The organism is Streptococcus sp. A22, from assembly GCF_043674215.1.
In the GTDB taxonomy this organism is placed as follows: domain Bacteria; phylum Bacillota; class Bacilli; order Lactobacillales; family Streptococcaceae; genus Streptococcus; species Streptococcus suis_V.
Genome location: NZ_JBIMJQ010000023.1, coordinates 1 through 20,768, shown reverse-complemented (window position 1 = coordinate 20,768; position 20,768 = coordinate 1). Strand labels below are relative to the sequence as shown.

At 42.0% G+C, this 20,768-nt stretch carries 37 protein-coding genes and 1 pseudogene; 36 read left to right on the top strand and 2 right to left on the bottom strand.

The window, feature by feature from the left end; translation table 11 throughout:
* Window positions 1-37: 37 nt before the first annotated feature.
* From ACHBHN_RS09005 to ACHBHN_RS08975, 7 genes are all read left to right on the top strand, one after another.
* The gene (locus tag ACHBHN_RS09005) at window positions 38-1,219 is read left to right on the top strand and encodes a competence/damage-inducible protein A (RefSeq protein WP_105122397.1); all 1,182 of its coding nucleotides are present in this window, start codon (window positions 38-40) and stop codon (window positions 1,217-1,219) included.
* Window positions 1,220-1,270: 51 nt separating this feature from the next.
* The gene (gene recA / locus ACHBHN_RS09000; RefSeq protein WP_105110232.1) at window positions 1,271-2,455 is read left to right on the top strand and encodes a recombinase RecA; all 1,185 of its coding nucleotides are present in this window, start codon (window positions 1,271-1,273) and stop codon (window positions 2,453-2,455) included.
* Between the two features lie 158 nt (window positions 2,456-2,613).
* Window positions 2,614-3,012 (top strand): transcriptional regulator Spx, encoded by a 399-nt coding sequence (gene spx / locus ACHBHN_RS08995; RefSeq protein ID WP_105111770.1) that lies wholly within the window; start codon window positions 2,614-2,616, stop codon window positions 3,010-3,012.
* A 106-nt stretch (window positions 3,013-3,118) separates the two neighbouring features.
* On the top strand, window positions 3,119-3,385 hold the full coding sequence (locus tag ACHBHN_RS08990) for an IreB family regulatory phosphoprotein (RefSeq protein WP_105111771.1): 267 nt from the start codon (window positions 3,119-3,121) through the stop codon (window positions 3,383-3,385).
* Window positions 3,385-3,804 (top strand): Holliday junction resolvase RuvX, encoded by a 420-nt coding sequence (ruvX, locus tag ACHBHN_RS08985; RefSeq protein ID WP_105111772.1) that lies wholly within the window; start codon window positions 3,385-3,387, stop codon window positions 3,802-3,804. The genes ACHBHN_RS08990 and ruvX overlap by 1 nt, the downstream gene beginning before the upstream one ends.
* Before the next feature lie 18 nt (window positions 3,805-3,822).
* Window positions 3,823-4,140, top strand: coding sequence for a DUF1292 domain-containing protein (locus ACHBHN_RS08980; protein ID WP_004195480.1), 318 nt, complete (start codon window positions 3,823-3,825; stop codon window positions 4,138-4,140).
* Between the two features lie 195 nt (window positions 4,141-4,335).
* The gene (locus ACHBHN_RS08975) at window positions 4,336-4,707 is read left to right on the top strand and encodes a nucleotidyltransferase family protein (protein WP_105111773.1); all 372 of its coding nucleotides are present in this window, start codon (window positions 4,336-4,338) and stop codon (window positions 4,705-4,707) included.
* Here the strand turns inward: ACHBHN_RS08975 and ACHBHN_RS08970 are convergent.
* Window positions 4,667-5,008, bottom strand: a pseudogene (locus ACHBHN_RS08970) (transposase); the annotation flags it as partial. The gene ACHBHN_RS08975 and the pseudogene ACHBHN_RS08970 overlap by 41 nt on opposite strands.
* A gap of 454 nt (window positions 5,009-5,462) precedes the next feature.
* On the opposite strand from ACHBHN_RS08970, the gene rpsJ reads away from it, so the two are divergent.
* The 29 genes from rpsJ (at window position 5,463) to rplQ (ending at window position 19,943) form a co-directional block, all read left to right on the top strand.
* Complete coding sequence (gene rpsJ, locus ACHBHN_RS08965) at window positions 5,463-5,771, top strand: 30S ribosomal protein S10 (protein WP_002939332.1); 309 nt, start codon at window positions 5,463-5,465, stop codon at window positions 5,769-5,771.
* 70 nt (window positions 5,772-5,841) lie between these two features.
* Window positions 5,842-6,468 (top strand): 50S ribosomal protein L3, encoded by a 627-nt coding sequence (rplC, locus tag ACHBHN_RS08960; RefSeq protein WP_024415739.1) that lies wholly within the window; start codon window positions 5,842-5,844, stop codon window positions 6,466-6,468.
* A 24-nt stretch (window positions 6,469-6,492) separates the two neighbouring features.
* The gene (rplD, locus tag ACHBHN_RS08955) at window positions 6,493-7,116 is read left to right on the top strand and encodes a 50S ribosomal protein L4 (RefSeq protein WP_004195490.1); all 624 of its coding nucleotides are present in this window, start codon (window positions 6,493-6,495) and stop codon (window positions 7,114-7,116) included.
* Complete coding sequence (locus ACHBHN_RS08950; protein ID WP_004195491.1) at window positions 7,116-7,415, top strand: 50S ribosomal protein L23; 300 nt, start codon at window positions 7,116-7,118, stop codon at window positions 7,413-7,415. The genes rplD and ACHBHN_RS08950 overlap by 1 nt, the downstream gene beginning before the upstream one ends.
* 17 nt (window positions 7,416-7,432) lie before the next feature.
* Window positions 7,433-8,266, top strand: a complete 834-nt coding sequence (gene rplB / locus ACHBHN_RS08945) for a 50S ribosomal protein L2 (RefSeq protein ID WP_002936663.1) — start codon at window positions 7,433-7,435, stop codon at window positions 8,264-8,266.
* A gap of 87 nt (window positions 8,267-8,353) precedes the next feature.
* Window positions 8,354-8,635 (top strand): 30S ribosomal protein S19, encoded by a 282-nt coding sequence (gene rpsS / locus ACHBHN_RS08940; RefSeq protein ID WP_000533766.1) that lies wholly within the window; start codon window positions 8,354-8,356, stop codon window positions 8,633-8,635.
* Between the two features lie 17 nt (window positions 8,636-8,652).
* Complete coding sequence (gene rplV / locus ACHBHN_RS08935) at window positions 8,653-8,997, top strand: 50S ribosomal protein L22 (protein WP_002936662.1); 345 nt, start codon at window positions 8,653-8,655, stop codon at window positions 8,995-8,997.
* Between the two features lie 12 nt (window positions 8,998-9,009).
* A complete protein-coding gene (gene rpsC / locus ACHBHN_RS08930) occupies window positions 9,010-9,663 on the top strand; it encodes a 30S ribosomal protein S3 (RefSeq protein WP_002936661.1) in 654 nt (217 codons plus the stop codon).
* 3 nt (window positions 9,664-9,666) lie between these two features.
* On the top strand, window positions 9,667-10,080 hold the full coding sequence (gene rplP, locus ACHBHN_RS08925) for a 50S ribosomal protein L16 (protein WP_002936660.1): 414 nt from the start codon (window positions 9,667-9,669) through the stop codon (window positions 10,078-10,080).
* Between the two features lie 9 nt (window positions 10,081-10,089).
* Window positions 10,090-10,296, top strand: a complete 207-nt coding sequence (gene rpmC, locus ACHBHN_RS08920; protein WP_002936659.1) for a 50S ribosomal protein L29 — start codon at window positions 10,090-10,092, stop codon at window positions 10,294-10,296.
* Between the two features lie 23 nt (window positions 10,297-10,319).
* Window positions 10,320-10,580: a 30S ribosomal protein S17 gene (gene rpsQ, locus ACHBHN_RS08915; RefSeq protein WP_000440801.1), complete on the top strand. Its 261-nt coding sequence runs from the start codon at window positions 10,320-10,322 to the stop codon at window positions 10,578-10,580.
* A gap of 24 nt (window positions 10,581-10,604) precedes the next feature.
* Entirely contained in the window at window positions 10,605-10,973 is a 369-nt protein-coding gene (gene rplN, locus ACHBHN_RS08910) for a 50S ribosomal protein L14 (RefSeq protein WP_002936658.1), read from the top strand.
* An 80-nt stretch (window positions 10,974-11,053) separates the two neighbouring features.
* Window positions 11,054-11,359, top strand: a complete 306-nt coding sequence (rplX, locus tag ACHBHN_RS08905) for a 50S ribosomal protein L24 (protein WP_002936656.1) — start codon at window positions 11,054-11,056, stop codon at window positions 11,357-11,359.
* A 23-nt stretch (window positions 11,360-11,382) separates the two neighbouring features.
* Window positions 11,383-11,925, top strand: coding sequence for a 50S ribosomal protein L5 (gene rplE / locus ACHBHN_RS08900; protein ID WP_002936653.1), 543 nt, complete (start codon window positions 11,383-11,385; stop codon window positions 11,923-11,925).
* Window positions 11,926-11,939: 14 nt separating this feature from the next.
* Window positions 11,940-12,125 (top strand): type Z 30S ribosomal protein S14, encoded by a 186-nt coding sequence (locus ACHBHN_RS08895; protein WP_002936651.1) that lies wholly within the window; start codon window positions 11,940-11,942, stop codon window positions 12,123-12,125.
* A gap of 191 nt (window positions 12,126-12,316) precedes the next feature.
* A complete protein-coding gene (gene rpsH, locus ACHBHN_RS08890; protein ID WP_002936647.1) occupies window positions 12,317-12,715 on the top strand; it encodes a 30S ribosomal protein S8 in 399 nt (132 codons plus the stop codon).
* A 241-nt stretch (window positions 12,716-12,956) separates the two neighbouring features.
* Window positions 12,957-13,493 carry a 50S ribosomal protein L6 gene (gene rplF / locus ACHBHN_RS08885; protein ID WP_002936644.1) on the top strand — a complete coding sequence of 179 codons (537 nt, stop codon included), beginning with the start codon at window positions 12,957-12,959 and terminating at the stop codon, window positions 13,491-13,493.
* A gap of 88 nt (window positions 13,494-13,581) precedes the next feature.
* Entirely contained in the window at window positions 13,582-13,938 is a 357-nt protein-coding gene (gene rplR, locus ACHBHN_RS08880) for a 50S ribosomal protein L18 (protein ID WP_002936641.1), read from the top strand.
* Between the two features lie 18 nt (window positions 13,939-13,956).
* Entirely contained in the window at window positions 13,957-14,451 is a 495-nt protein-coding gene (gene rpsE, locus ACHBHN_RS08875) for a 30S ribosomal protein S5 (protein WP_105111775.1), read from the top strand.
* A gap of 14 nt (window positions 14,452-14,465) precedes the next feature.
* Window positions 14,466-14,648, top strand: coding sequence for a 50S ribosomal protein L30 (gene rpmD / locus ACHBHN_RS08870; protein WP_002936638.1), 183 nt, complete (start codon window positions 14,466-14,468; stop codon window positions 14,646-14,648).
* Between the two features lie 143 nt (window positions 14,649-14,791).
* Window positions 14,792-15,232: a 50S ribosomal protein L15 gene (gene rplO, locus ACHBHN_RS08865; RefSeq protein ID WP_105107796.1), complete on the top strand. Its 441-nt coding sequence runs from the start codon at window positions 14,792-14,794 to the stop codon at window positions 15,230-15,232.
* Window positions 15,233-15,245: 13 nt separating this feature from the next.
* On the top strand, window positions 15,246-16,556 hold the full coding sequence (gene secY / locus ACHBHN_RS08860; protein ID WP_105122396.1) for a preprotein translocase subunit SecY: 1,311 nt from the start codon (window positions 15,246-15,248) through the stop codon (window positions 16,554-16,556).
* A 93-nt stretch (window positions 16,557-16,649) separates the two neighbouring features.
* Window positions 16,650-17,291, top strand: a complete 642-nt coding sequence (locus ACHBHN_RS08855; RefSeq protein WP_105122395.1) for an adenylate kinase — start codon at window positions 16,650-16,652, stop codon at window positions 17,289-17,291.
* Between the two features lie 121 nt (window positions 17,292-17,412).
* A complete protein-coding gene (gene infA / locus ACHBHN_RS08850; protein ID WP_002936627.1) occupies window positions 17,413-17,631 on the top strand; it encodes a translation initiation factor IF-1 in 219 nt (72 codons plus the stop codon).
* A 24-nt stretch (window positions 17,632-17,655) separates the two neighbouring features.
* Entirely contained in the window at window positions 17,656-17,772 is a 117-nt protein-coding gene (rpmJ, locus tag ACHBHN_RS08845) for a 50S ribosomal protein L36 (RefSeq protein WP_001808836.1), read from the top strand.
* A 19-nt stretch (window positions 17,773-17,791) separates the two neighbouring features.
* Window positions 17,792-18,157 (top strand): 30S ribosomal protein S13, encoded by a 366-nt coding sequence (gene rpsM / locus ACHBHN_RS08840; RefSeq protein ID WP_002936622.1) that lies wholly within the window; start codon window positions 17,792-17,794, stop codon window positions 18,155-18,157.
* 17 nt (window positions 18,158-18,174) lie between these two features.
* Complete coding sequence (gene rpsK / locus ACHBHN_RS08835; RefSeq protein ID WP_004195509.1) at window positions 18,175-18,558, top strand: 30S ribosomal protein S11; 384 nt, start codon at window positions 18,175-18,177, stop codon at window positions 18,556-18,558.
* Between the two features lie 44 nt (window positions 18,559-18,602).
* Window positions 18,603-19,541 carry a DNA-directed RNA polymerase subunit alpha gene (locus ACHBHN_RS08830; protein ID WP_105111778.1) on the top strand — a complete coding sequence of 313 codons (939 nt, stop codon included), beginning with the start codon at window positions 18,603-18,605 and terminating at the stop codon, window positions 19,539-19,541.
* A 15-nt stretch (window positions 19,542-19,556) separates the two neighbouring features.
* Complete coding sequence (gene rplQ, locus ACHBHN_RS08825) at window positions 19,557-19,943, top strand: 50S ribosomal protein L17 (RefSeq protein WP_024532345.1); 387 nt, start codon at window positions 19,557-19,559, stop codon at window positions 19,941-19,943.
* Between the two features lie 274 nt (window positions 19,944-20,217).
* Here the strand turns inward: rplQ and ACHBHN_RS08820 are convergent, their stop codons facing one another.
* The gene (locus tag ACHBHN_RS08820) at window positions 20,218-20,403 is read right to left on the bottom strand and encodes a hypothetical protein (RefSeq protein ID WP_105122394.1); all 186 of its coding nucleotides are present in this window, start codon (window positions 20,401-20,403) and stop codon (window positions 20,218-20,220) included.
* Window positions 20,404-20,768: the final 365 nt, after the last annotated feature.

Genomic DNA, 20,768 nt, shown 5'->3' with positions numbered 1-20,768 from the left:
CAGGTAACTGCATGCTATCAAAAGTAGAAGGAGGATTATGAAAGCAGAACTCATCGCCGTAGGCACTGAAATTTTGACCGGTCAGATTGTCAATACCAACGCGCAATTTCTATCTGAAAAATGTGCTGAATTGGGTATTGACGTCTATTTTCATACAGCAGTAGGCGATAATGAAAAGCGTCTTTTGTCGGTGTTGGAGATTGCCAGCAAGCGAAGTGATATGGTCATTCTCTGTGGCGGTTTGGGACCGACGGAGGACGATTTGACCAAGCAGACCCTGGCTCAGTTTTTAGGACGCGACTTGGTCTTTGACAAGAGGGCCGTGGACAAGCTGAACCGCTTTTTTGCCAGTCGTCCCGGTCGTATTCGCACACCCAATAATGAGCGTCAGGCTCAATTGGTGGCTGGTTCTATTCCCTTGCACAATCCCACAGGGCTGGCTGTAGGGAGTATGATTGAACAAGACGGCGTTACCTATATTGTCTTGCCAGGACCGCCTAGCGAACTCAAAGCCATGTTTGCCCAGAGTTTGCTGCCGCTGTTGACCCAATCCGAGCAACAACTCTATTCGCGGGTCTTGAGGTTCTTTGGTATCGGCGAGAGTCAGTTGGTTACTATCTTGGCAGACTTGATTGACCAACAGACGGACCCGACTCTAGCCCCTTATGCTAAAACAGGGGAAGTCACCCTGCGCCTGTCTACCAAGGCGACCAGTCAGGTAGAGGCAGATGCCAAACTAGCCCAGCTAGAAAAGACGATTCTGGAGCGAGATAATTTAGCAAAATACCTATATGCCTATGGTGAGGACAATAGTCTGGCTAAAACGGTTGCGGATTTGTTGGTTGACAAGCAGCAAACCTTGTCCATTTTGGAGCAGGGAACGGGAGGTCAGTTGCAAGCGGAATTGAGCGCAACCATGACAGACCAGATGTATTTTAGCGGGGGTCAGGTCAGAGGTCAGGGTCCAATCAGCTCGGACAGCTTGGTGACAGAAGCCAGTCAGTTGCGGAAGGAATTGGCGACAGATTTGACTCTGGCTGTTTCGGTGGCTGTCAAACCCCAATCGACTGTTGACAACGTCCTTGCCAAGGTCAGTCTGGTCTTGGTCAGCACCTCTGGGATTGTCCAAAAAGAAGTGGATTTAGGGGGGTATTCATGGCTCTATCTGCGTCAGTTAGCTTGCCTGCAGGCCTTAGACTTTGTACGAAATACTTTGTGAAATAGCAGAACTTTGCTATAATGGTTTGATTAGAAAAAGAGGAGAAAGAAATTGGCTAAGAAACCATCGAAAAAATTAGAAGAAATTACTAAAAAATATGGAGATGAGCGCAAAAAAGCTTTAGATGACGCTCTCAAGTCTATCGAAAAAGACTTTGGTAAGGGGGCAGTGATGCGCCTGGGTGAGCGTGCCGAGCAAAAGGTTCAGGTCATGAGCTCTGGTAGCTTGTCGATTGACATCGCTCTGGGCGCTGGTGGCTATCCGAAGGGTCGTATCGTCGAGATTTACGGTCCAGAATCATCTGGTAAGACGACGGTTGCCCTTCATGCGGTTGCCCAATGTCAAAAAGAAGGCGGTATTGCAGCCTTTATCGATGCCGAGCATGCTTTGGATCCTGCTTATGCAGCGGCTCTAGGTGTTAACATTGATGAATTGCTCTTGTCGCAGCCGGATTCTGGTGAGCAGGGTTTGGAAATCGCTGGCAAATTGATTGACTCTGGTGCTGTTGATTTGGTCGTTGTCGACTCAGTTGCGGCTCTTGTACCGCGTGCGGAGATTGACGGTGACATCGGTGATAGCCACGTTGGTCTGCAGGCGCGTATGATGTCTCAGGCCATGCGCAAATTGGGTGCATCAATCAACAAAACCAAGACCATTGCTATTTTCATCAACCAACTCCGTGAAAAAGTGGGTGTCATGTTTGGTAACCCAGAAACCACGCCGGGTGGTCGTGCCTTGAAGTTCTATGCCTCTGTTCGTTTGGATGTTCGTGGCAATACCCAAATCAAGGGTACGGGTGATCAGAAAGACCAGAACGTTGGTAAGGAAACCAAGGTCAAGGTCGTGAAAAACAAGGTCGCTCCGCCATTTAAAGAAGTTGTCGTGGAAATCATGTACGGAGAAGGGATTTCGCAGACGGGCGAGTTGATTCAAATCGGTAGCGACTTGGGTATCATCAAAAAAGCAGGTGCTTGGTATTCTTACAACGATGAGAAAATCGGTCAAGGTTCGGAAAATGCTAAGAAGTTCTTGGCTGAAAATCCAGAAATTTTTGCAGAGATCGACCGCAAAATCCGTATTCACTACGGTTTGATTGAAGATGATAACGCACCAGCTGAAACGGCTGATACAAAGGCGGAAGCTACTGAAGAAGTTCCTGCTACTGAAACAGAAACCAATGTAGAATTGGAAGAAGTAGTACTTGACCTCGATGGCGGCATCGAATTAGAAGAATAATTCCGAAAAAGTCTAGTCTAGCTAGGCTTTTTCTCATAAAAACCGAATTTTCCCCCTTAAATTTAAAGTTTTTTTGCAAAATAGGTCTGCAGACTGAGGGATTTTGTGGTATAATGGTTTATAATGTGTTTACGAAGATGTAGCAAAGGAGTGACTACATGATTAAAATTTATACTGTATCTAGTTGTACCTCTTGTAAAAAAGCCAAAAATTGGTTAAATGCTCACCAACTTTCATACAACGAGCATAACCTTGCAAAAGAAGCCATTACTAAGGAAGAAATTATGAATATTTTGACCAAGACAGAGAATGGTATTGCAAGTATTGTTTCTTCAAAAAACCGTTATGCTAAGAGCTTGGACTTCGATATTGAGGATTTAAGCGTTAATGAGGTTATTGATTTAATTACCTCAAATCCTCGGATTTTGAAAAGCCCGATTCTGATTGATGAGAAACGTCTTCAGGTAGGCTATAAGGAAGATGACATTCGTGCCTTCCTGCCACGCTCAGTGCGTAATGTAGAAAATGCTCAAGCTCGGATGAGAGCAGCCCTATAAAGTAGATGAAAGAACTCTAGCTCTAGGGTTCTTTTATGCTATATCATTGAGTTTAGGGGCTATATGTGGTATAATAGACTATAAGATAAGGAAAGAAGGTGTAAGTATGGGATTCACAGAAGAAACTGTCCGTTTTCGTCTGGACGATACAGATAAGCAAGAAATCAGCAAAACGCTGACCAGTGTTTATCGGTCGCTTGACGAGAAAGGCTACAATCCAATCAATCAGATTATCGGCTATGTCTTGAGTGGGGACCCTGCTTATATCCCTCGCTACAATGATGCCCGTAATCAGATTCGTAAACATGAGCGCGACGAAATCATTGAAGAATTGGTACGCTACTACTTGAAAGGGAATGGGATTGACCTCTAATGAGAATTATGGGATTAGATGTCGGTTCAAAAACCGTCGGTGTAGCCATTTCGGATCCCTTGGGTTTTACGGCCCAGGGTTTAGAAATTATTCCTATAAATGAAGAAAAAGGTGAGTTCGGTTTTGAAAGGCTGAGCGAACTTGTTTCCCAGTATAAGGTGGACAAGTTTGTTGTTGGCCTACCCAAGAACATGAACAATACTAGCGGTCCGCGCGTTGAGGCCAGTCAAGCCTACGGTGATTTATTGGCGGAACAGTACGGACTGCCTGTTGATTACCAGGATGAGCGCTTGACCACTGTAGCGGCTGAACGTATGTTGATTGAGCAGGCGGATATCAGTCGCGGAAAACGTAAAAAAGTGATTGACAAATTAGCAGCCCAGCTGATTTTGCAAAATTATTTAGATAGAACATTTTAAAATATAAAGGAGATAAACATGGCACATCATCACGACCATGAACATGACCACAACCACGACGAGCGTGAATTGATTACTTTGGTAGACGACCAAGGTAATGAAACCTTGTTTGAAATTTTATTGACAATTGACGGCCAAGAAGAATTTGGTAAAAACTACGTTCTCTTAATTCCTGCAAGTGCAGAAGAAGATGAGAACGGTGAGGTGGAAATCCAAGCTTACTCGTATATCGAAAACGAGAACGGCACAGAGGGCGATTTGCAACCAATCCCGGAAGATGCAACAGCAGAATGGGACATGATTGAAGAAGTCTTCAACAGCTTTATGGAGGAATAAAAAGGTCCGGGGGACCTTTTTATCTTTTGCTTGAAAACCAAGGAGCTAATCAAGGTCCTGTGGACATCGAATCATGAGTCCATAAATTAAAAATCGAATAAAGGTCTGGTGATTGTTTTAATCTGCTCCCTGTCGTTAGAATGAAATTTCTAACGATTTTTTTAAGGAAGCTAGAAAAAAATAACACTAAAATCAATGAACAACTTGAAGGTAGAAGATTGTATGAAAGATGAGTTAGAAAGATATTTGTTAAAAGACCCTGATATCATTAGGATTTTGGGGATTGTAAAGGATTTAGACTTAGCGGACTCGTGGATTTGTGCAGGAACAATTCGTAATTTTATCTGGAATCACTATCGTTTTGATAAAAATACGGATGTTGATTTAATCTTTTACGATGAGAAAATATCGCATCAAGCAACAAAAGAATTAGAAGCAAATTTGCGACAAAGATATCCGGAATATCAGTGGGAAATTAAGAATCAAGTATTTATGCACATTCATAGCCCGGCTACCTCTCCTTATCAATCGTCAAAGGGTGCCTATCATATCCCTTGTTGGTTTTGAGCTTGTAGAAGATTTCGATTAGGGTTGCGTTTGGATTTCTTCGGATGCAATTTTTAATCCAGGTAAGCTCCTGTTCGGTATGAGCTTTTGGATGAGGTGTTAGAGGTCGATGCGACCGGTCTTTCAGCGATTCTTTGGTGCCGTCGAATCGCTTGTTCCACCGCATGAGAGAGGCTTTTGAGACCTTGTAGCGTCGACAGATGAAGGTGACAGAAGCTCCATTTCGATAGGTTTTAACAGCGTGGTAGCGTGTTTCCAGAGTGTGTGGCAAATAGCGAAGATTTTGTGGTATACTAGTCATGAGAAGATTTCCTTTTTGATGAGTAGGTGGTACTCTTATCATATCAGGGAATCTTCTTTTTGACTTCTAGAAGTCTCACATCTATTGTAACGCTACAACAGCGTGGTAACGTGTTTCTAGAGTATGTGGTAAATAGCGAAGATTTTGTGATATACTAGTCATGAGAAGATTCCTTTTTTGATGAGTGGTGGTACTCTTATCATATCAAGGAATCTTCTTTTTGACTTCTAGAAGTTTCACATCTATTGTAACGCTACATTTGATTTTTAAATTTTTAAGTAAAAACTCTTGCAATGCACAATATAATTTGATAGAATGTTCTAGTGCCGTAAAAATTACGGCTGTAGCTTTGATGCAAGAGGTTGCGACACGCTCGGTTGCATTGCCACGCGACCCGTGTTGGTTTTCTTGTGGAGCTAGCCTATTATCTTAAATAGACGAAAAGGAGACAAAGATGGCAAACAAAAAAATCCGCATCCGCTTGAAAGCGTACGAACACCGTACACTTGATACAGCAGCTGCAAAAATCGTTGAAACTGCAACACGTACAGGTGCTCAAGTAGCAGGTCCAGTTCCACTTCCAACAGAACGTAGCCTCTACACAATCATCCGTGCAACTCACAAGTACAAAGATTCTCGTGAGCAGTTCGAAATGCGTACACACAAACGTTTGATCGACATCATCAACCCAACTCAAAAAACAGTTGATGCCTTGATGAAATTGGATCTTCCAAGTGGTGTAAACGTAGAAATCAAACTTTAATTGATTTTGAGCATGAAAAACGCTCGTTAAAAACTTTTTAATACAAAATAAGAAAAGGAATATTTTTCTCATGACAAAAGGAATCTTAGGGAAAAAAGTGGGAATGACTCAAATCTTCACTGAATCTGGTGAATTTATCCCTGTAACTGTCATCGAAGCAACTCCAAACGTTGTTCTTCAAGTGAAAACAGTTGAAACTGATGGTTATGCAGCAGTTCAAGTTGGTTTTGATGACAAACGTGAAGTATTGAGCAACAAACCTGCCAAAGGCCATGTAGCTAAAGCTAACACAGCTCCTAAGCGCTTCATTCGTGAATTCAAAAACATTGAAGGCTTGGAAGTTGGACAAGAAATTACAGTTGAAACTTTCGCAGCTGGTGATGTTGTTGATGTAACTGGTACATCTAAAGGTAAAGGTTTCCAAGGTGTTATCAAACGCCACGGTCAATCACGTGGTCCTATGGCTCACGGTTCTCGTCACCACCGTCGTCCAGGTTCTATGGGTCCTATTGAACCTAGCCGTGTATTCAAAGGTAAAAACCTTGCAGGTCGCATGGGCGGCAACCGTGTAACAATTCAAAACCTTGAGGTTGTACAAGTTGTTCCAGAAAAGAACGTTATCCTTATCAAAGGTAACGTACCAGGTGCTAAGAAATCTCTTATCACTATCAAGTCAGCAGTTAAAGCTGGTAAATAATAAGGAAAGGGGAAATCAGTCGAAATGGCAAACGTAACATTATTTGACCAAACTGGTAAACAAGCTGGTGAAGTAGTTCTTAACGATGCGATCTTTGGTATCGAGCCAAACCAAGCAGTTGTATTTGATGTGATCATCAGCCAACGTGCTAGCCTTCGTCAAGGTACTCACGCAGTTAAAAACCGTTCAGCAGTCTCAGGTGGCGGACGCAAACCATGGCGTCAAAAAGGAACTGGACGTGCTCGTCAAGGTTCTATCCGTTCACCACAATGGCGTGGCGGTGGCGTAGTCTTCGGACCAACTCCACGTTCATACGCGTACAAACTTCCACAAAAAGTTCGTCGCTTGGCACTTAAATCTGTTTACTCAGAAAAAGTTGCTGAAAATAAATTTGTAGCTGTTAACTCACTTGAATTCACAGCTCCAAAAACTGCTGAATTTGCAAAAGTACTTGCAGCATTGAGCATTGATTCTAAAGTCCTTGTTATTCTTGAAGAAGGCAACGAATTCGCAGCTCTTTCTGCTCGTAACATCCCAGGAGTTAAAGTTGCAACTGCAACAACTGCAAGCGTACTTGACATCGCAAATGCAGACAAACTTCTTGTAACTCAAGCAGCTATCTCTAAAATTGAGGAGGTTCTTGCATAATGAATTTGTATGATGTTATCAAAAAACCTGTCATCACAGAAAGCTCAATGGGCCAACTCGAAGCAGGCAAGTATGTATTTGAAGTTGACACTCGTGCGCACAAACTCTTGATCAAGCAAGCTGTTGAAGCTGCATTCGAGGGTGTTAAAGTTGCAAATGTTAACACAATCAACGTGAAACCTAAAACAAAACGCGTAGGTCGTTATGTAGGTCGCACAAACAAAGTGAAAAAAGCAATCATCACATTGGCTGCTGATTCAAAAGCGATCGAATTGTTCGCTACAGCTGACGCTGAATAATCAAAGGAGGAATTAACGTGGGTATTAAAGTTTATAAACCAACGACAAATGGCCGTCGTAACATGACTTCTTTGGACTTCGCTGAAATCACAACAAGCACTCCAGAAAAAAGCTTGCTTGTTGCTTTGAAGAGCAAAGCTGGTCGTAACAACAACGGTCGCATCACTGTTCGTCACCAAGGTGGCGGTCACAAACGTTTCTACCGTTTGGTAGACTTCAAACGTAACAAAGATGGCGTTGAAGCAATCGTTAAAACTATCGAGTACGATCCAAACCGTTCAGCAAACATCGCTCTTGTACACTACACAGACGGTGTTAAAGCTTACATCATTGCTCCTAAAGGTCTTGAAGTTGGTCAACGCATCGTTTCAGGTCCAGAAGCAGATATCAAAGTTGGTAACGCACTTCCACTTGCAAACATCCCAGTCGGTACTGTTGTTCACAACATCGAGTTGAAACCAGGTCGCGGTGGTGAGTTGGTTCGTGCTGCTGGTGCATCTGCACAGGTTCTTGGTCAAGAAGGTAAATACGTTCTTGTTCGCCTTCAATCAGGTGAAGTTCGTATGATCCTTGGTACTTGCCGTGCTACTGTTGGTACTGTGGGTAACGAACAACATGGCCTTGTTAACCTTGGTAAAGCAGGTCGTAGCCGTTGGAAAGGTATCCGTCCAACAGTTCGCGGTTCTGTAATGAACCCTAACGATCACCCACACGGTGGTGGTGAAGGTAAAGCGCCAGTTGGTCGTAAAGCACCATCTACACCATGGGGTAAACCAGCTCTTGGTTTGAAAACTCGTAACAAGAAAGCTAAATCTGACAAACTTATCGTTCGTCGTCGCAACCAAAAATAATAGGTTGTTAGCTTAATTCCGCCAACTCGGTAGCCCGCTATGCGGGCAAGCCGCTGTGGTACATATTTTAAAGGAGAAAACACTAAAATGGGACGTAGTCTTAAAAAAGGACCTTTCGTCGATGAGCATTTGATGAAAAAAGTTGAAGCTCAAGCAAACGACGAAAAGAAAAAAGTTATTAAAACTTGGTCACGTCGTTCAACGATCTTCCCAAGTTTCATCGGTTATACAATCGCAGTTTACGATGGACGTAAACACGTACCTGTATACATTCAAGAAGACATGGTAGGTCACAAACTTGGTGAATTTGCGCCAACTCGTACTTACAAAGGTCATGCTGCTGACGACAAGAAAACTCGTCGTAAATAATTTAGGAGGAAAACACAATGGCAGAAATTACTTCAGCTAAAGCAACTGCTCGCACAGTACGTGTTTCACCTCGTAAATCACGTCTTGTCTTGGATAACATCCGTGGCAAAAGCGTAGCAGACGCAATCGCAATCTTGAAATTCACACCAAACAAAGCTGCAGGCATTATCGAGGGAGTTTTGAACTCAGCAATCGCTAACGCTGAAAATAACTTTGGTTTGGAAAAAGCTAACTTGGTAGTCAGCGAAGCATTCGCAAACGAAGGACCAACATTGAAACGTTTCCGTCCACGTGCGAAAGGTTCTGCTTCACCAATCAACAAACGCACAGCTCACATCACTGTAGTTGTGGCAGAGAAATAAGGAGGTAAAAACGTGGGTCAAAAAGTACATCCAATTGGTATGCGTGTTGGCATCATCCGTGATTGGGATGCTAAATGGTATGCTGAAAAAGAATACGCGGATTACCTTCATGAAGATCTTGCAATCCGCAACTTTATCAAAAAAGAATTGGCTGATGCGTCAACATCAACAATCGAAATCGAACGTGCTGTTAATAAAGTAATCGTTTCTATCCACACTGCTAAGCCAGGTATGGTTATCGGTAAAGCTGGTAGCAACGTTGATGCACTTCGTGCTCAATTGAACAAATTGACTGGTAAGCAAGTACACATCAACATCATCGAAATCAAACAACCTGATTTGGATGCACACCTTGTTGGTGAGTCAATCGCTCGTCAATTGGAGCAACGTGTGGCATTCCGCCGTGCTCAAAAACAAGCTATCCAACGTGCAATGCGCGCTGGTGCAAAAGGTATCAAAACACAAGTTTCTGGTCGTTTGAACGGTGCTGATATTGCCCGTGCAGAAGGCTACTCAGAAGGAACTGTTCCTCTTCATACACTTCGTGCGGATATCGACTACGCTTGGGAAGAAGCTTTGACAACTTACGGTAAACTTGGTGTTAAAGTATGGATCTACCGTGGTGAAGTTCTTCCAGCTCGTAAAAACACTAAAGGAGGTAAATAACAAATGTTAGTACCTAAACGTGTAAAACACCGTCGTGAATTCCGTGGAAAAATGCGCGGTGAAGCTAAAGGTGGAAAACAAGTAGACTTTGGTCAATACGGTCTTCAAGCAACTACTAGCTCATGGATTACAAACCGCCAAATCGAAGCTGCCCGTATCGCTATGACGCGTTACATGAAACGTGGTGGTAAAGTTTGGATCAAGATCTTCCCACACAAATCATACACTGCTAAAGCTATCGGTGTACGTATGGGTTCTGGTAAAGGTGCTCCTGAAGGTTGGGTAGCTCCAGTTAAACGCGGTAAGGTTATGTTTGAAGTAGCTGGCGTTTCTGAAGAAATTGCACGCGAAGCATTCCGCCTTGCAGGTCACAAATTGCCAGTTAAAGTTAAATTCGTAAAACGTGAAGCAGAATAAGGAGAAGACATGAAACTTCAAGAAATTAAAGATTTTGTAAAAGAACTTCGTGGCCTTTCTCAAGAAGAACTTGCTAAGAAAGAAAACGAATTGAAGAAAGAACTCTTCGAACTTCGTTTCCAAGCTGCTGCTGGTCAACTTGAGCAAACTGCTCGTTTGAACGAAGTGAAGAAACAAATTGCACGTATCAAAACTGTGCAATCTGAAACTAAATAATAGATTGGGAAAGGAGAATTTCAATGGAACGCAATAATCGTAAAGTTCTTGTTGGACGCGTAGTATCTGACAAAATGGACAAAACAATCACAGTTGTAGTTGAAACTAAACGTAACCACCCAGTCTATGGTAAACGTATTAACTACTCTAAAAAGTACAAAGCTCATGATGAAAACAATGTTGCTAAAGAAGGCGATATCGTTCGTATCATGGAAACTCGCCCACTTTCAGCTACAAAACGTTTCCGTCTTGTAGAAGTTGTGGAAGAGGCAGTTATCATTTAATCAACCTGAAAGGAGAAAATTGACATGATTCAAACAGAAACTCGTTTGAAAGTTGCTGACAACAGTGGCGCACGTGAAATCTTGACAATCAAAGTTCTTGGTGGTTCAGGACGTAAATTCGCGAACATCGGCGACATCATCGTTGCTTCAGTAAAACAAGCTACTCCTGGTGGTGCGGTTAAAAAAGGTGACGTTGTTAAAGCCGTTATCGTTCGTACTAAGACAGGTGCTCGTCGTGCTGATGGTTCATACATCAAATTCGATGAGAATGCTGCAGTTATCATCCGTGAAGACAAAAACCCTCGCGGAACTCGTATCTTTGGTCCAGTGGCACGCGAATTGCGTGATGGCGGTTTCATGAAAATCGTTTCATTGGCACCAGAAGTACTTTAATCTAACAAACTAAGTCCCCTGTTATCTCACCAGAGTAACAGGGTGCCCATTAGGGCGTAAGAAATCATAGGAGAAATCAAATGTTTGTAAAAAAAGGCGATAAAGTTCGCGTAATCGCTGGTAAAGACAAAGGCGTTGAAGCAGTTGTCGTAACAGCACTTCCAAAAGTAAACAAAGTTATTGTTGAAGGTGTTAACATCGTTAAGAAACACCAAAAACCAAACAGCGAAAACCCTCAAGGCGCTATCGTTGAAAAAGAAGCTCCAATCCATGTGTCAAACGTTCAAGTTCTTGACAAAAATGGTGTTGCAGGACGCGTTGGTTACAAGTTTGTAGACGGCAAAAAAGTTCGTTACAACAAAAAATCAGGCGAAGTGCTTGATTAATCACGAAGGAAAGGAGAAGTATAATGGCAAATCGTTTAAAAGAAAAATATCTTAATGAAGTAGTTCCTGCTTTGACTGAACAATTCAACTATTCTTCAGTTATGGCTGTGCCAAAAGTTGATAAGATCGTTTTGAACATGGGTGTTGGTGACGCTGTTTCTAACGCTAAAAACCTTGAGAAAGCTGCTCAAGAATTGGCTTTGATCTCAGGTCAAAAACCACTTATCACTAAAGCTAAGAAATCAATCGCCGGCTTCCGTCTTCGTGAGGGTGTTGCAATCGGTGCGAAAGTAACTCTTCGTGGCGAACGTATGTATGAGTTCTTGGACAAATTGGTTACAGTTTCACTTCCACGTGTACGTGACTTCCACGGTGTACCAACTAAGTCATTCGACGGACGTGGTAACTACACACTTGGTGTGAAAGAGCAATTGATCTTCCCAGAAATCAACTTCGATGATGTTGATAAAACTCGCGGTATGGATATCGTTATCGTTACAACTGCTAACACTGACGAAGAATCACGTGCATTGCTTACTGGCCTTGGTATGCCGTTTGCAAAATAAGAGGGAGAGAATAAATGGCTAAAAAATCAATGATCGCTAAGAACAAACGCCCAGCTAAGTTCTCTACACAAGCTTACACACGCTGTGAAAAATGTGGACGACCACACTCAGTTTACCGCAAATTCAAATTGTGCCGTGTATGCTTCCGCGACTTGGCTTACCTTGGACAAATTCCTGGCGTAACAAAAGCTTCTTGGTAGGAATAACTTGCTATTCCCTTGCAATTCGTTGTCAGCACTTCTGGCCATACCTCAGTATTGCCTGCGAAGTGCTTCCTAGATTTGCTTAGGACTAGCAACTTATTCTATATATACACTTACTACTTGTCCGCAAGGACATCATTAACTAGCAAGTGATTCAATCAAACTGCTAGTAAGAGGAGAAACAACAAATGGTTATGACTGACCCAATTGCAGATTTTTTGACACGTATTCGTAACGCTAACCAAGCAAAACACGAAGTGCTTGAAGTACCTGCATCAAATATCAAAAAAGGTATTGCTACAATCCTTAAAAATGAAGGTTTTGTAAAAAACGTTGAATTCATCGAAGATGACAAACAAGGCATCATCCGCGTATTCTTGAAATACGGACCAAACGGTGAAAAAGTTATCACTAACTTGAAACGCGTTTCAAAACCAGGTCTTCGTGTTTACTCAAAACGTGAAGATATTCCAAAAGTTCTTAACGGACTTGGTATCGCAATCATCTCAACATCAGAAGGTCTTTTGACTGACAAACAAGCTCGTCAAAAGAACGTTGGTGGTGAGGTTATCGCCTACGTTTGGTAATCTTTTAGCTTCCAATTTCATCATGTGCCTGTGTTAGAGCGTCTTGGCATACTCGAGTATAGCCTGTGTCGCGCTCTGCCTTGTCACATTTAGAAATTGAAACCTAAAAGCATGATTGCTTCTCAAATGCGATTATGAAACCTGCTCATTCGAACACGGGCTGAAGTCCATGTTTCATCAATGAGCCCCCGTGAAAACTAGTCGTTTTACGGCTTGATAATTTAACAGGAGAATTAAAAATATGTCACGTATTGGTAATAAAGTAATTACATTGCCTGCTGGTGTTGAGCTTGCTCAAAACAACGGTGTGGTAACTGTAAAAGGACCTAAAGGGGAATTGACTCGTGAATTCCCAACTGCTATTGAAATCCGTGTGGAAGGTACAGAAGTTACTCTTCACCGTCCAAACGATTCAAAAGAAATGAAGACTATTCACGGTACTAGCCGTGCTAACCTCAACAACATGGTTGTTGGTGTTTCTGAAGGCTTCAAAAAAGAACTTGAAATGCGTGGTGTCGGTTATCGTGCTCAATTGGCTGGTAACAAATTGACACTTGCTGTTGGTAAATCACATCCAGATGAAGTGGTTGCACCAGAAGGTATTACATTTGAAGTTCCAACACCAACACAAATCGTCGTGTCTGGTATCAACAAAGAAGTTGTTGGTCAAACAGCAGCTTACATCCGTAGCCTTCGCGCTCCTGAGCCATACAAAGGTAAAGGTATCCGCTATGTTGGTGAATTCGTTCGCCGTAAAGAAGGTAAAACAGGTAAATAATAGCTTGCTGAGGTGGCTTAGCCACCTGGCTGACTATTTCTCAAATTGTTTCGCAAGAAACAGAATCATACATTAAGAGGTGAATATTGTGATTTCAAAACCAGATAAAAACAAAATCCGCCAAAAACGCCACCGTCGCGTTCGCGGTAAAATCTCTGGAACTGCTGCTCGCCCACGTTTGAACATTTTCCGTTCTAATACAGGCATCTACGCTCAAGTGATTGATGACGTAGCGGGTGTAACGCTCGCAAGCGCTTCTACTCTTGATAAAGAAGTTTCAAAAGGTACTAAGACAGAACAAGCTGTTGTTGTAGGTAAACTCGTTGCTGAACGCGCGGTAGCTAAAGGTATTTCTGAAGTGGTCTTTGACCGCGGTGGATATCTCTATCACGGACGTGTGAAAGCTTTGGCTGAATCAGCTCGTGAAAACGGATTGAAATTCTAATAGGGAGGACACTAAGAAATGGCATTCAAAGATAACGCAGTTGAAATTGAAGAACGCGTAGTAGCCATCAACCGTGTTACAAAAGTTGTTAAGGGTGGACGTCGTCTTCGCTTCGCAGCTCTTGTGGTTGTTGGTGACCGTAACGGTCGCGTAGGTTTCGGTACTGGTAAAGCTCAAGAAGTACCAGAAGCTATCCGCAAAGCAGTTGAATCTGCTAAGAAAAACATGATCGAGGTACCAATGGTTGGTACAACTATTCCTCACGAAGTTCGTTCAGAATTCGGTGGAGCTCGTGTTATGTTGAAACCAGCTTCAGAAGGTTCTGGGGTTGCTGCCGGTGGTGCAACTCGTGCCGTAATCGAATTGGCTGGTATCGCTGATGTGACATCTAAGTCACTCGGTTCAAACACACCAATCAACATCGTTCGTGCAACTGTTGAAGGTTTGAAACAATTGAAACGTGCTGAAGAAGTGGCTGCACTTCGTGGCATCTCAGTTTCTGATTTAGCATAAGAAAGGAGATACTCATGGCTCAAATTAAAATTACTTTGACTAAGTCTCCAATCGGTCGCAAACCAGAGCAACGTAAAACAGTTGTTGCACTTGGACTTGGTAAATTGAACTCTTCAGTTGTTAAGGAAGATAACCCAGCTATTCTTGGAATGGTGAACGCTATCTCTCACTTGGTAACTGTTGAAGAAGTTAAGTAACTTATACTAAAGTTAACAATAAACAGACTAGGTCGCATGGAGAAATCTTTGCGACTTCTAGTCAATTTTGATAGAAGCGAGTTTGTGGGCGGCTTACTCTAACTCCCCACAGGCGCTAGCATATAAAAGAGGAGAAATATATAATGAAACTTCATGAATTGCAACCTGCAACAGGTTCACGTAAAGTCCGCAACCGTGTAGGTCGTGGTACATCATCAGGTAACGGTAAAACATCTGGCCGTGGTCAAAAAGGTCAAAAAGCTCGTAGCGGTGGCGGTGTTCGTCCTGGTTTTGAGGGTGGACAAACTCCATTGTTCCGTCGTCTTCCAAAACGTGGATTTACAAACATCAACGCTAAAGAATACGCAATCGTTAACCTTGATCAATTGAACGCTTTTGAAGATGGTGCTGAAGTAACACCAGTTGTACTTATCGAAGCTGGTATCGTTAAAGCTGAAAAATCAGGTGTTAAAATCCTTGGTAACGGCGAATTGACGAAGAAATTGACAGTGAAAGCTGCTAAATTCTCTAAATCAGCTGAAGAAGCAATCACTTCTAAAGGTGGCTCAGTAGAAGTCATCTAAGAGGTGACCGCCTATGTTTTTTAAACTTTTAACAGATGCTCTAAAAGTAAAAGCTGTTCGTAAGAAAATCTTATTTACAATTTTTATCCTTTTGGTGTTCAGGATTGGTACACATATCACCGTTCCTGGTGTCAATGCCAAAAGCTTAGAAGCATTGTCAAACGTTCCCTTCCTAAACATGATGAGTTTGGTTTCGGGTAACGCTTTGAAAAATTTCTCTGTTTTTGCACTGGGTGTCAGCCCTTATATCACGGCTTCGATTATTGTTCAACTGCTTCAGATGGACATTTTGCCGAAGTTTGTAGAGTGGGGCAAGCAGGGCGAGGTTGGTCGTCGGAAATTAAACCAGGCGACTCGCTATATTTCCTTGGTTTTGGCCTTTGTCCAATCCATGGGGATTATCGCCAGCTTTAATGCCCTATCAGGAGCACGACTGACCAATATGCCAATGACTTGGCAGACCTATCTTTTGCTGGGTTCTATCTTGGCAACCGGTTCTGTCATTGTGACTTGGTTGGGAGAACAAATTTCTGATAAGGGCTATGGTAACGGAACATCAATGATTATCTTTGCGGGAATCATTTCATCCTTGCCAGATACTTTTAGAGAAATTTATATCGACCGTTTTGTCAATATTGAGGCTAGTCGGATTACAGAATCCATCATTTATGTTGGACTTTTGATTGTACTCATCTTGTTTGTAGTCTACTTTACAACCTACATTCAACAAGCTGAATACAAGATTCCGATTCAATATACAAAACGTGCTCAAGGTGCGCCATCTAGCTCATATCTTCCCTTAAAATTGAATCCTGCAGGCGTTATCCCCGTTATCTTTGCCGGGTCTATCACTGCACTACCAAGTTCTTTGATTCAATTTTTTGCTAGTCAAAACAGAAGTGCGGGTTGGTTACTAGGTATTCAAGAGTATTTTGATTATTCCACTGTTAAAGGGATGCTGGTATATGCTGGATTGATTATCATTTTTACCTTTTTCTATACATTTGTACAGGTAAATCCTGAGAAAACGGCAGAGAGTCTTCAAAAAAGTGCGGCATATATCCACGGTGTTCGTCCAGGTAATGGAACGGAGAAGTATTTCTCTGTCCTGTTGAAACGTCTGGCGACAGTTGGTGCCTTGTTCTTGAGTTTTGTAGCCTTGTTACCAATTCTTGCTCAAAATATTTTTGGTCTTTCTTCCAATATTGCCTTCCTGGGTACTAGTTTGATTATCTTGATTATGACAAGTATCGAGGGTATCAAGCAATTGGAGGGATACCTTCTCAAGAGAAAATATGTAGGCTTTATGAACGTAACAGAATAGAATATAGGTTGACCTAGTCAACCTTCTATTTTGTTTTTAGATAAGTTTGTCAATTGTGGCAAATTTATGTGAAAACAAAATAAGGAGTTTGTCATGAATCTTTTAATTATGGGTTTGCCAGGTGCTGGTAAAGGGACTCAAGCGGCTAAGATTGTTGAAAAATTTAATGTTGCTCACATTTCTACAGGCGATATGTTCCGTGCTGCTATGGCTAATCAAACGGAAATGGGGTTACTTGCTAAATCGTATATCGACAAAGGCGACTTGGTTCCGGACGAAGTAACCAATGGTATCGTCAAAGAGCGTTTGGTGCAAGACGACATCAAGGAAAAAGGTTTCTTGCTAGATGGTTACCCACGTACGATTGAACAAGCGCATGCCTTGGATGCCAACCTAGCAGATCTAGGAATTGAACTTCAGGGTGTTATCAACATTGAAATCGATCCATCTAAATTGGTTGAGCGTCTTAGCGGTCGAATCATCCATAAAGAAACCGGTGAAACCTTCCATAAAATCTTTAACCCACCTGTTGGAGATTATAAAGAAGAAGATTTCTATCAGCGTGAAGATGATAAGCCTGAATCTGTTCAACGCCGTTTGGAGGTCAATATTGCCCAAGGTCAACCAATTATTGACCACTATCGTGCCAAAGGTTTGGTCCATGATATTGAAGGAGACCAAGACATCGAACTTGTTTTCCAAGCAATTGACACAGTCTTGTCAAATTTAAAATAATCTAATGGATTTGGCTTGCATTTTTCTTGTGAAAGTGATAAAATAGCCTAGTCTGACTTATAATTGTTACCTCTGTGTTCAGAGGGCATCAAATCGATATTTAGAGAGGGGATACTTTTGCATGGCAAAAGAAGATGTGATTGAAATTGAAGGCAAAGTAGTTGATACAATGCCAAATGCTATGTTTACTGTTGAGTTGGAAAATGGACACCAAGTCCTTGCAACTGTTTCTGGTAAAATCCGTAAGAACTACATTCGTATTTTGGTCGGAGACCGCGTAACTGTTGAGCTTAGTCCGTATGACTTGACTCGTGGACGTATCACATACCGCTTTAAATAGCCGAAATACTTGGAGGGATAAAACATGAAAGTAAGACCATCGGTCAAACCAATTTGCGAATACTGCAAAGTTATTCGTCGTAATGGTCGTGTTATGGTGATTTGCCCAGCAAACCCTAAACACAAGCAACGTCAAGGTTAAAATATAGAAAGGAGAAAACATGGCTCGTATTGCTGGAGTTGACATTCCAAATGACAAACGTGTAGTTATTTCATTGACATACGTATACGGTATCGGTCTTGCAACATCTAAAAAAATTCTTGCAGCTGCAGGCATTTCAGAAGATGTACGCGTGAAAGATTTGACATCAGATCAAGAAGATGCTATTCGTCGTGAAGTTGATGCAATCAAAGTTGAAGGTGACCTCCGTCGTGAAGTTAACTTGAACATTAAACGTTTGATGGAAATCGGTTCATACCGTGGAATCCGTCACCGTCGTGGACTTCCTGTCCGTGGACAAAACACTAAAAACAATGCTCGTACTCGTAAAGGTAAAGCCGTTGCGATTGCAGGTAAGAAAAAATAATATAGGAGGTAGAAAAATTGGCTAAACCAACACGTAAACGTCGTGTGAAAAAGAATATCGAATCTGGTATTGCACATATTCACGCTACATTTAATAACACTATTGTTATGATTACTGATGTGCATGGTAACGCTATTGCTTGGTCATCAGCTGGTGCTCTTGGTTTTAAAGGTTCACGTAAATCTACACCATTCGCAGCCCAAATGGCTTCAGAAGCAGCTGCTAAATCTGCACAAGAACACGGTCTTAAAACAGTTGAAGTTACCGTTAAAGGCCCAGGTTCAGGTCGTGAGTCTGCTATCCGCGCTCTTGCTGCCGCTGGTCTTGAAGTAACAGCAATTCGTGATGTGACTCCTGTACCACACAATGGTGCTCGTCCTCCAAAACGTCGCCGTGTATAATCATACCAACCATACACAGCTTTTCGTTTAAGAGGGAGTAAGAAATGATTGAGTTTGAAAAACCAACAATAACAAAAATTGATGAAAATAAAGATTACGGCAGATTTGTAGTCGAACCGCTTGAACGTGGTTACGGAACAACTCTTGGTAACTCTCTTCGTCGTGTACTTCTTGCTTCACTTCCGGGTGCTGCAGTAACATCAATTAAGATTGATGGTGTACTCCACGAATTCGACACAGTTCCAGGTGTCCGTGAAGATGTTATGCAAATCATTCTTAACATCAAAGGCATTGCTGTAAAATCTTATGTCGAAGACGAAAAGAAAATTGAACTTGATGTAGTAGGTCCAGCTGCGGTAACAGCAGGTGATATTCTTACAGATAGTGATATTGAAATTGTAAATCCTGATCATTATCTCTTCACAATTGCTGAAGGTGCAACATTTAAAGCGATTTTAACTGTAAATGCAGGTCGCGGTTATGTACCAGCTGAAGGCAATAAGAAAGATGATGCACCAGTAGGTACACTTGCGGTAGATTCAATCTATACGCCAGTTACAAAAGTCAATTATCAAGTTGAGCCAGCTCGTGTTGGTAGCAACGATGGATTTGACAAATTGACACTTGAAATCAGTACAAACGGTACAATTATTCCTGAAGATGCACTTGGGCTTTCTGCTCGTATCTTGATGGAGCACTTGGGTCTCTTTACAGATTTGACTGAAGTTGCAAAATCAGCTGAAGTGATGAAAGAATCTGAAACAGCATCTGATGACCGTATGCTTGATCGTACGATCGAAGAATTGGATCTTTCTGTTCGCTCATACAACTGTCTTAAACGTGCAGGCATCAATACTGTGTTTGACTTGACAGAGAAAACTGAGCCAGAAATGATGAAAGTGCGCAATCTGGGCCGTAAGAGTCTTGAGGAAGTGAAGATTAAACTTGCTGAACTCGGTCTTGGATTGAAAAATGATAAATAAATATAGGAGGAAATCATGGCATACCGTAAACTAGGACGCACTAGCTCACAACGTAAAGCAATGTTGCGCGATTTGACAACTGACCTTTTGATCAACGAATCAATCGTTACAACTGAAGCTCGTGCTAAAGAAATCCGTAAAACAGTTGAAAAAATGATCACACTTGGTAAACGTGGTGACTTGCACGCACGTCGTCAAGCTGCTGCATTTGTTCGTAACGAAATTGCATCTGAAAACTACGATGAAGCAACTGATAAGTACACAGCTACTACAGCTCTTCAAAAATTGTTCTCAGAAATCGCACCTCGTTATGCTGAGCGCAATGGTGGATACACTCGTATCCTTAAAACTGAACCACGTCGTGGTGATGCTGCCCCAATGGCAATTATCGAACTTGTATAAGATCATCAATTTTGTTGAGTGTTATGATGATGGAAGAGAAATCTTCTTAGTCTAGCTCTGGTCTACCGCTGGGCCTGCCCCAGCGGTAACACTCATCATATTGATTTGACGCTTGTTTACGAAATTACTCTAAGCTAGAATAATTTCGTAAGCAGGCGTTTTTTAGCTCTTGTTAACTATGAATGTCGGAGAATTCTTGTGATTCAATAAGTCTGTAGTGTTAGACGCAACTGCCCAATAACGAAGTATATTGGGCGGTTGCACTTGTCCTAAATCACTGAGCTGGATGGTCATAGTGCAGTACCTTATCCAAGAGTGTTTCTAGTGTCTCTTGGTGGATCGCTTGAAAGAATGTGAGTTCCACTTTTCCGAGACGAATTTTCATTAGAATATCGTTTCTGCCTTTCTTCTCAAAGCGACGAGATTTGGGAACAGTCAATGGGACGATGGGGTGTGATATAAAAAAATCCTCCAGTTCTGTTTTCTCTAACAGTATACTGGATAATAGGGAAGCTGAAAAGATACTCCGTTATTGGGCGGTTACGTTAGACTCATCTGTTAGCCCAATACGGTGCCCAGTTTAAGTGATGAGGGAGGATCAAAGCTATCAGATGGCCTGGATAATGAATTTTAGGTCTATTAGCTAAGTGATACTGAGAGTGGGGTTAGTTGATGATAGGATGTTGATGAAGAATATCTATCTCTGAGTATGAACTTATTTCTCATTTTCAGGAAGCTTGAAGTTGAGAATGTACCTTTGTCAATGATGTGAGACCAAAAAGGTGATTTTGAAGTTATCCATTTGTTAAGCTTTACTAGGAGCTA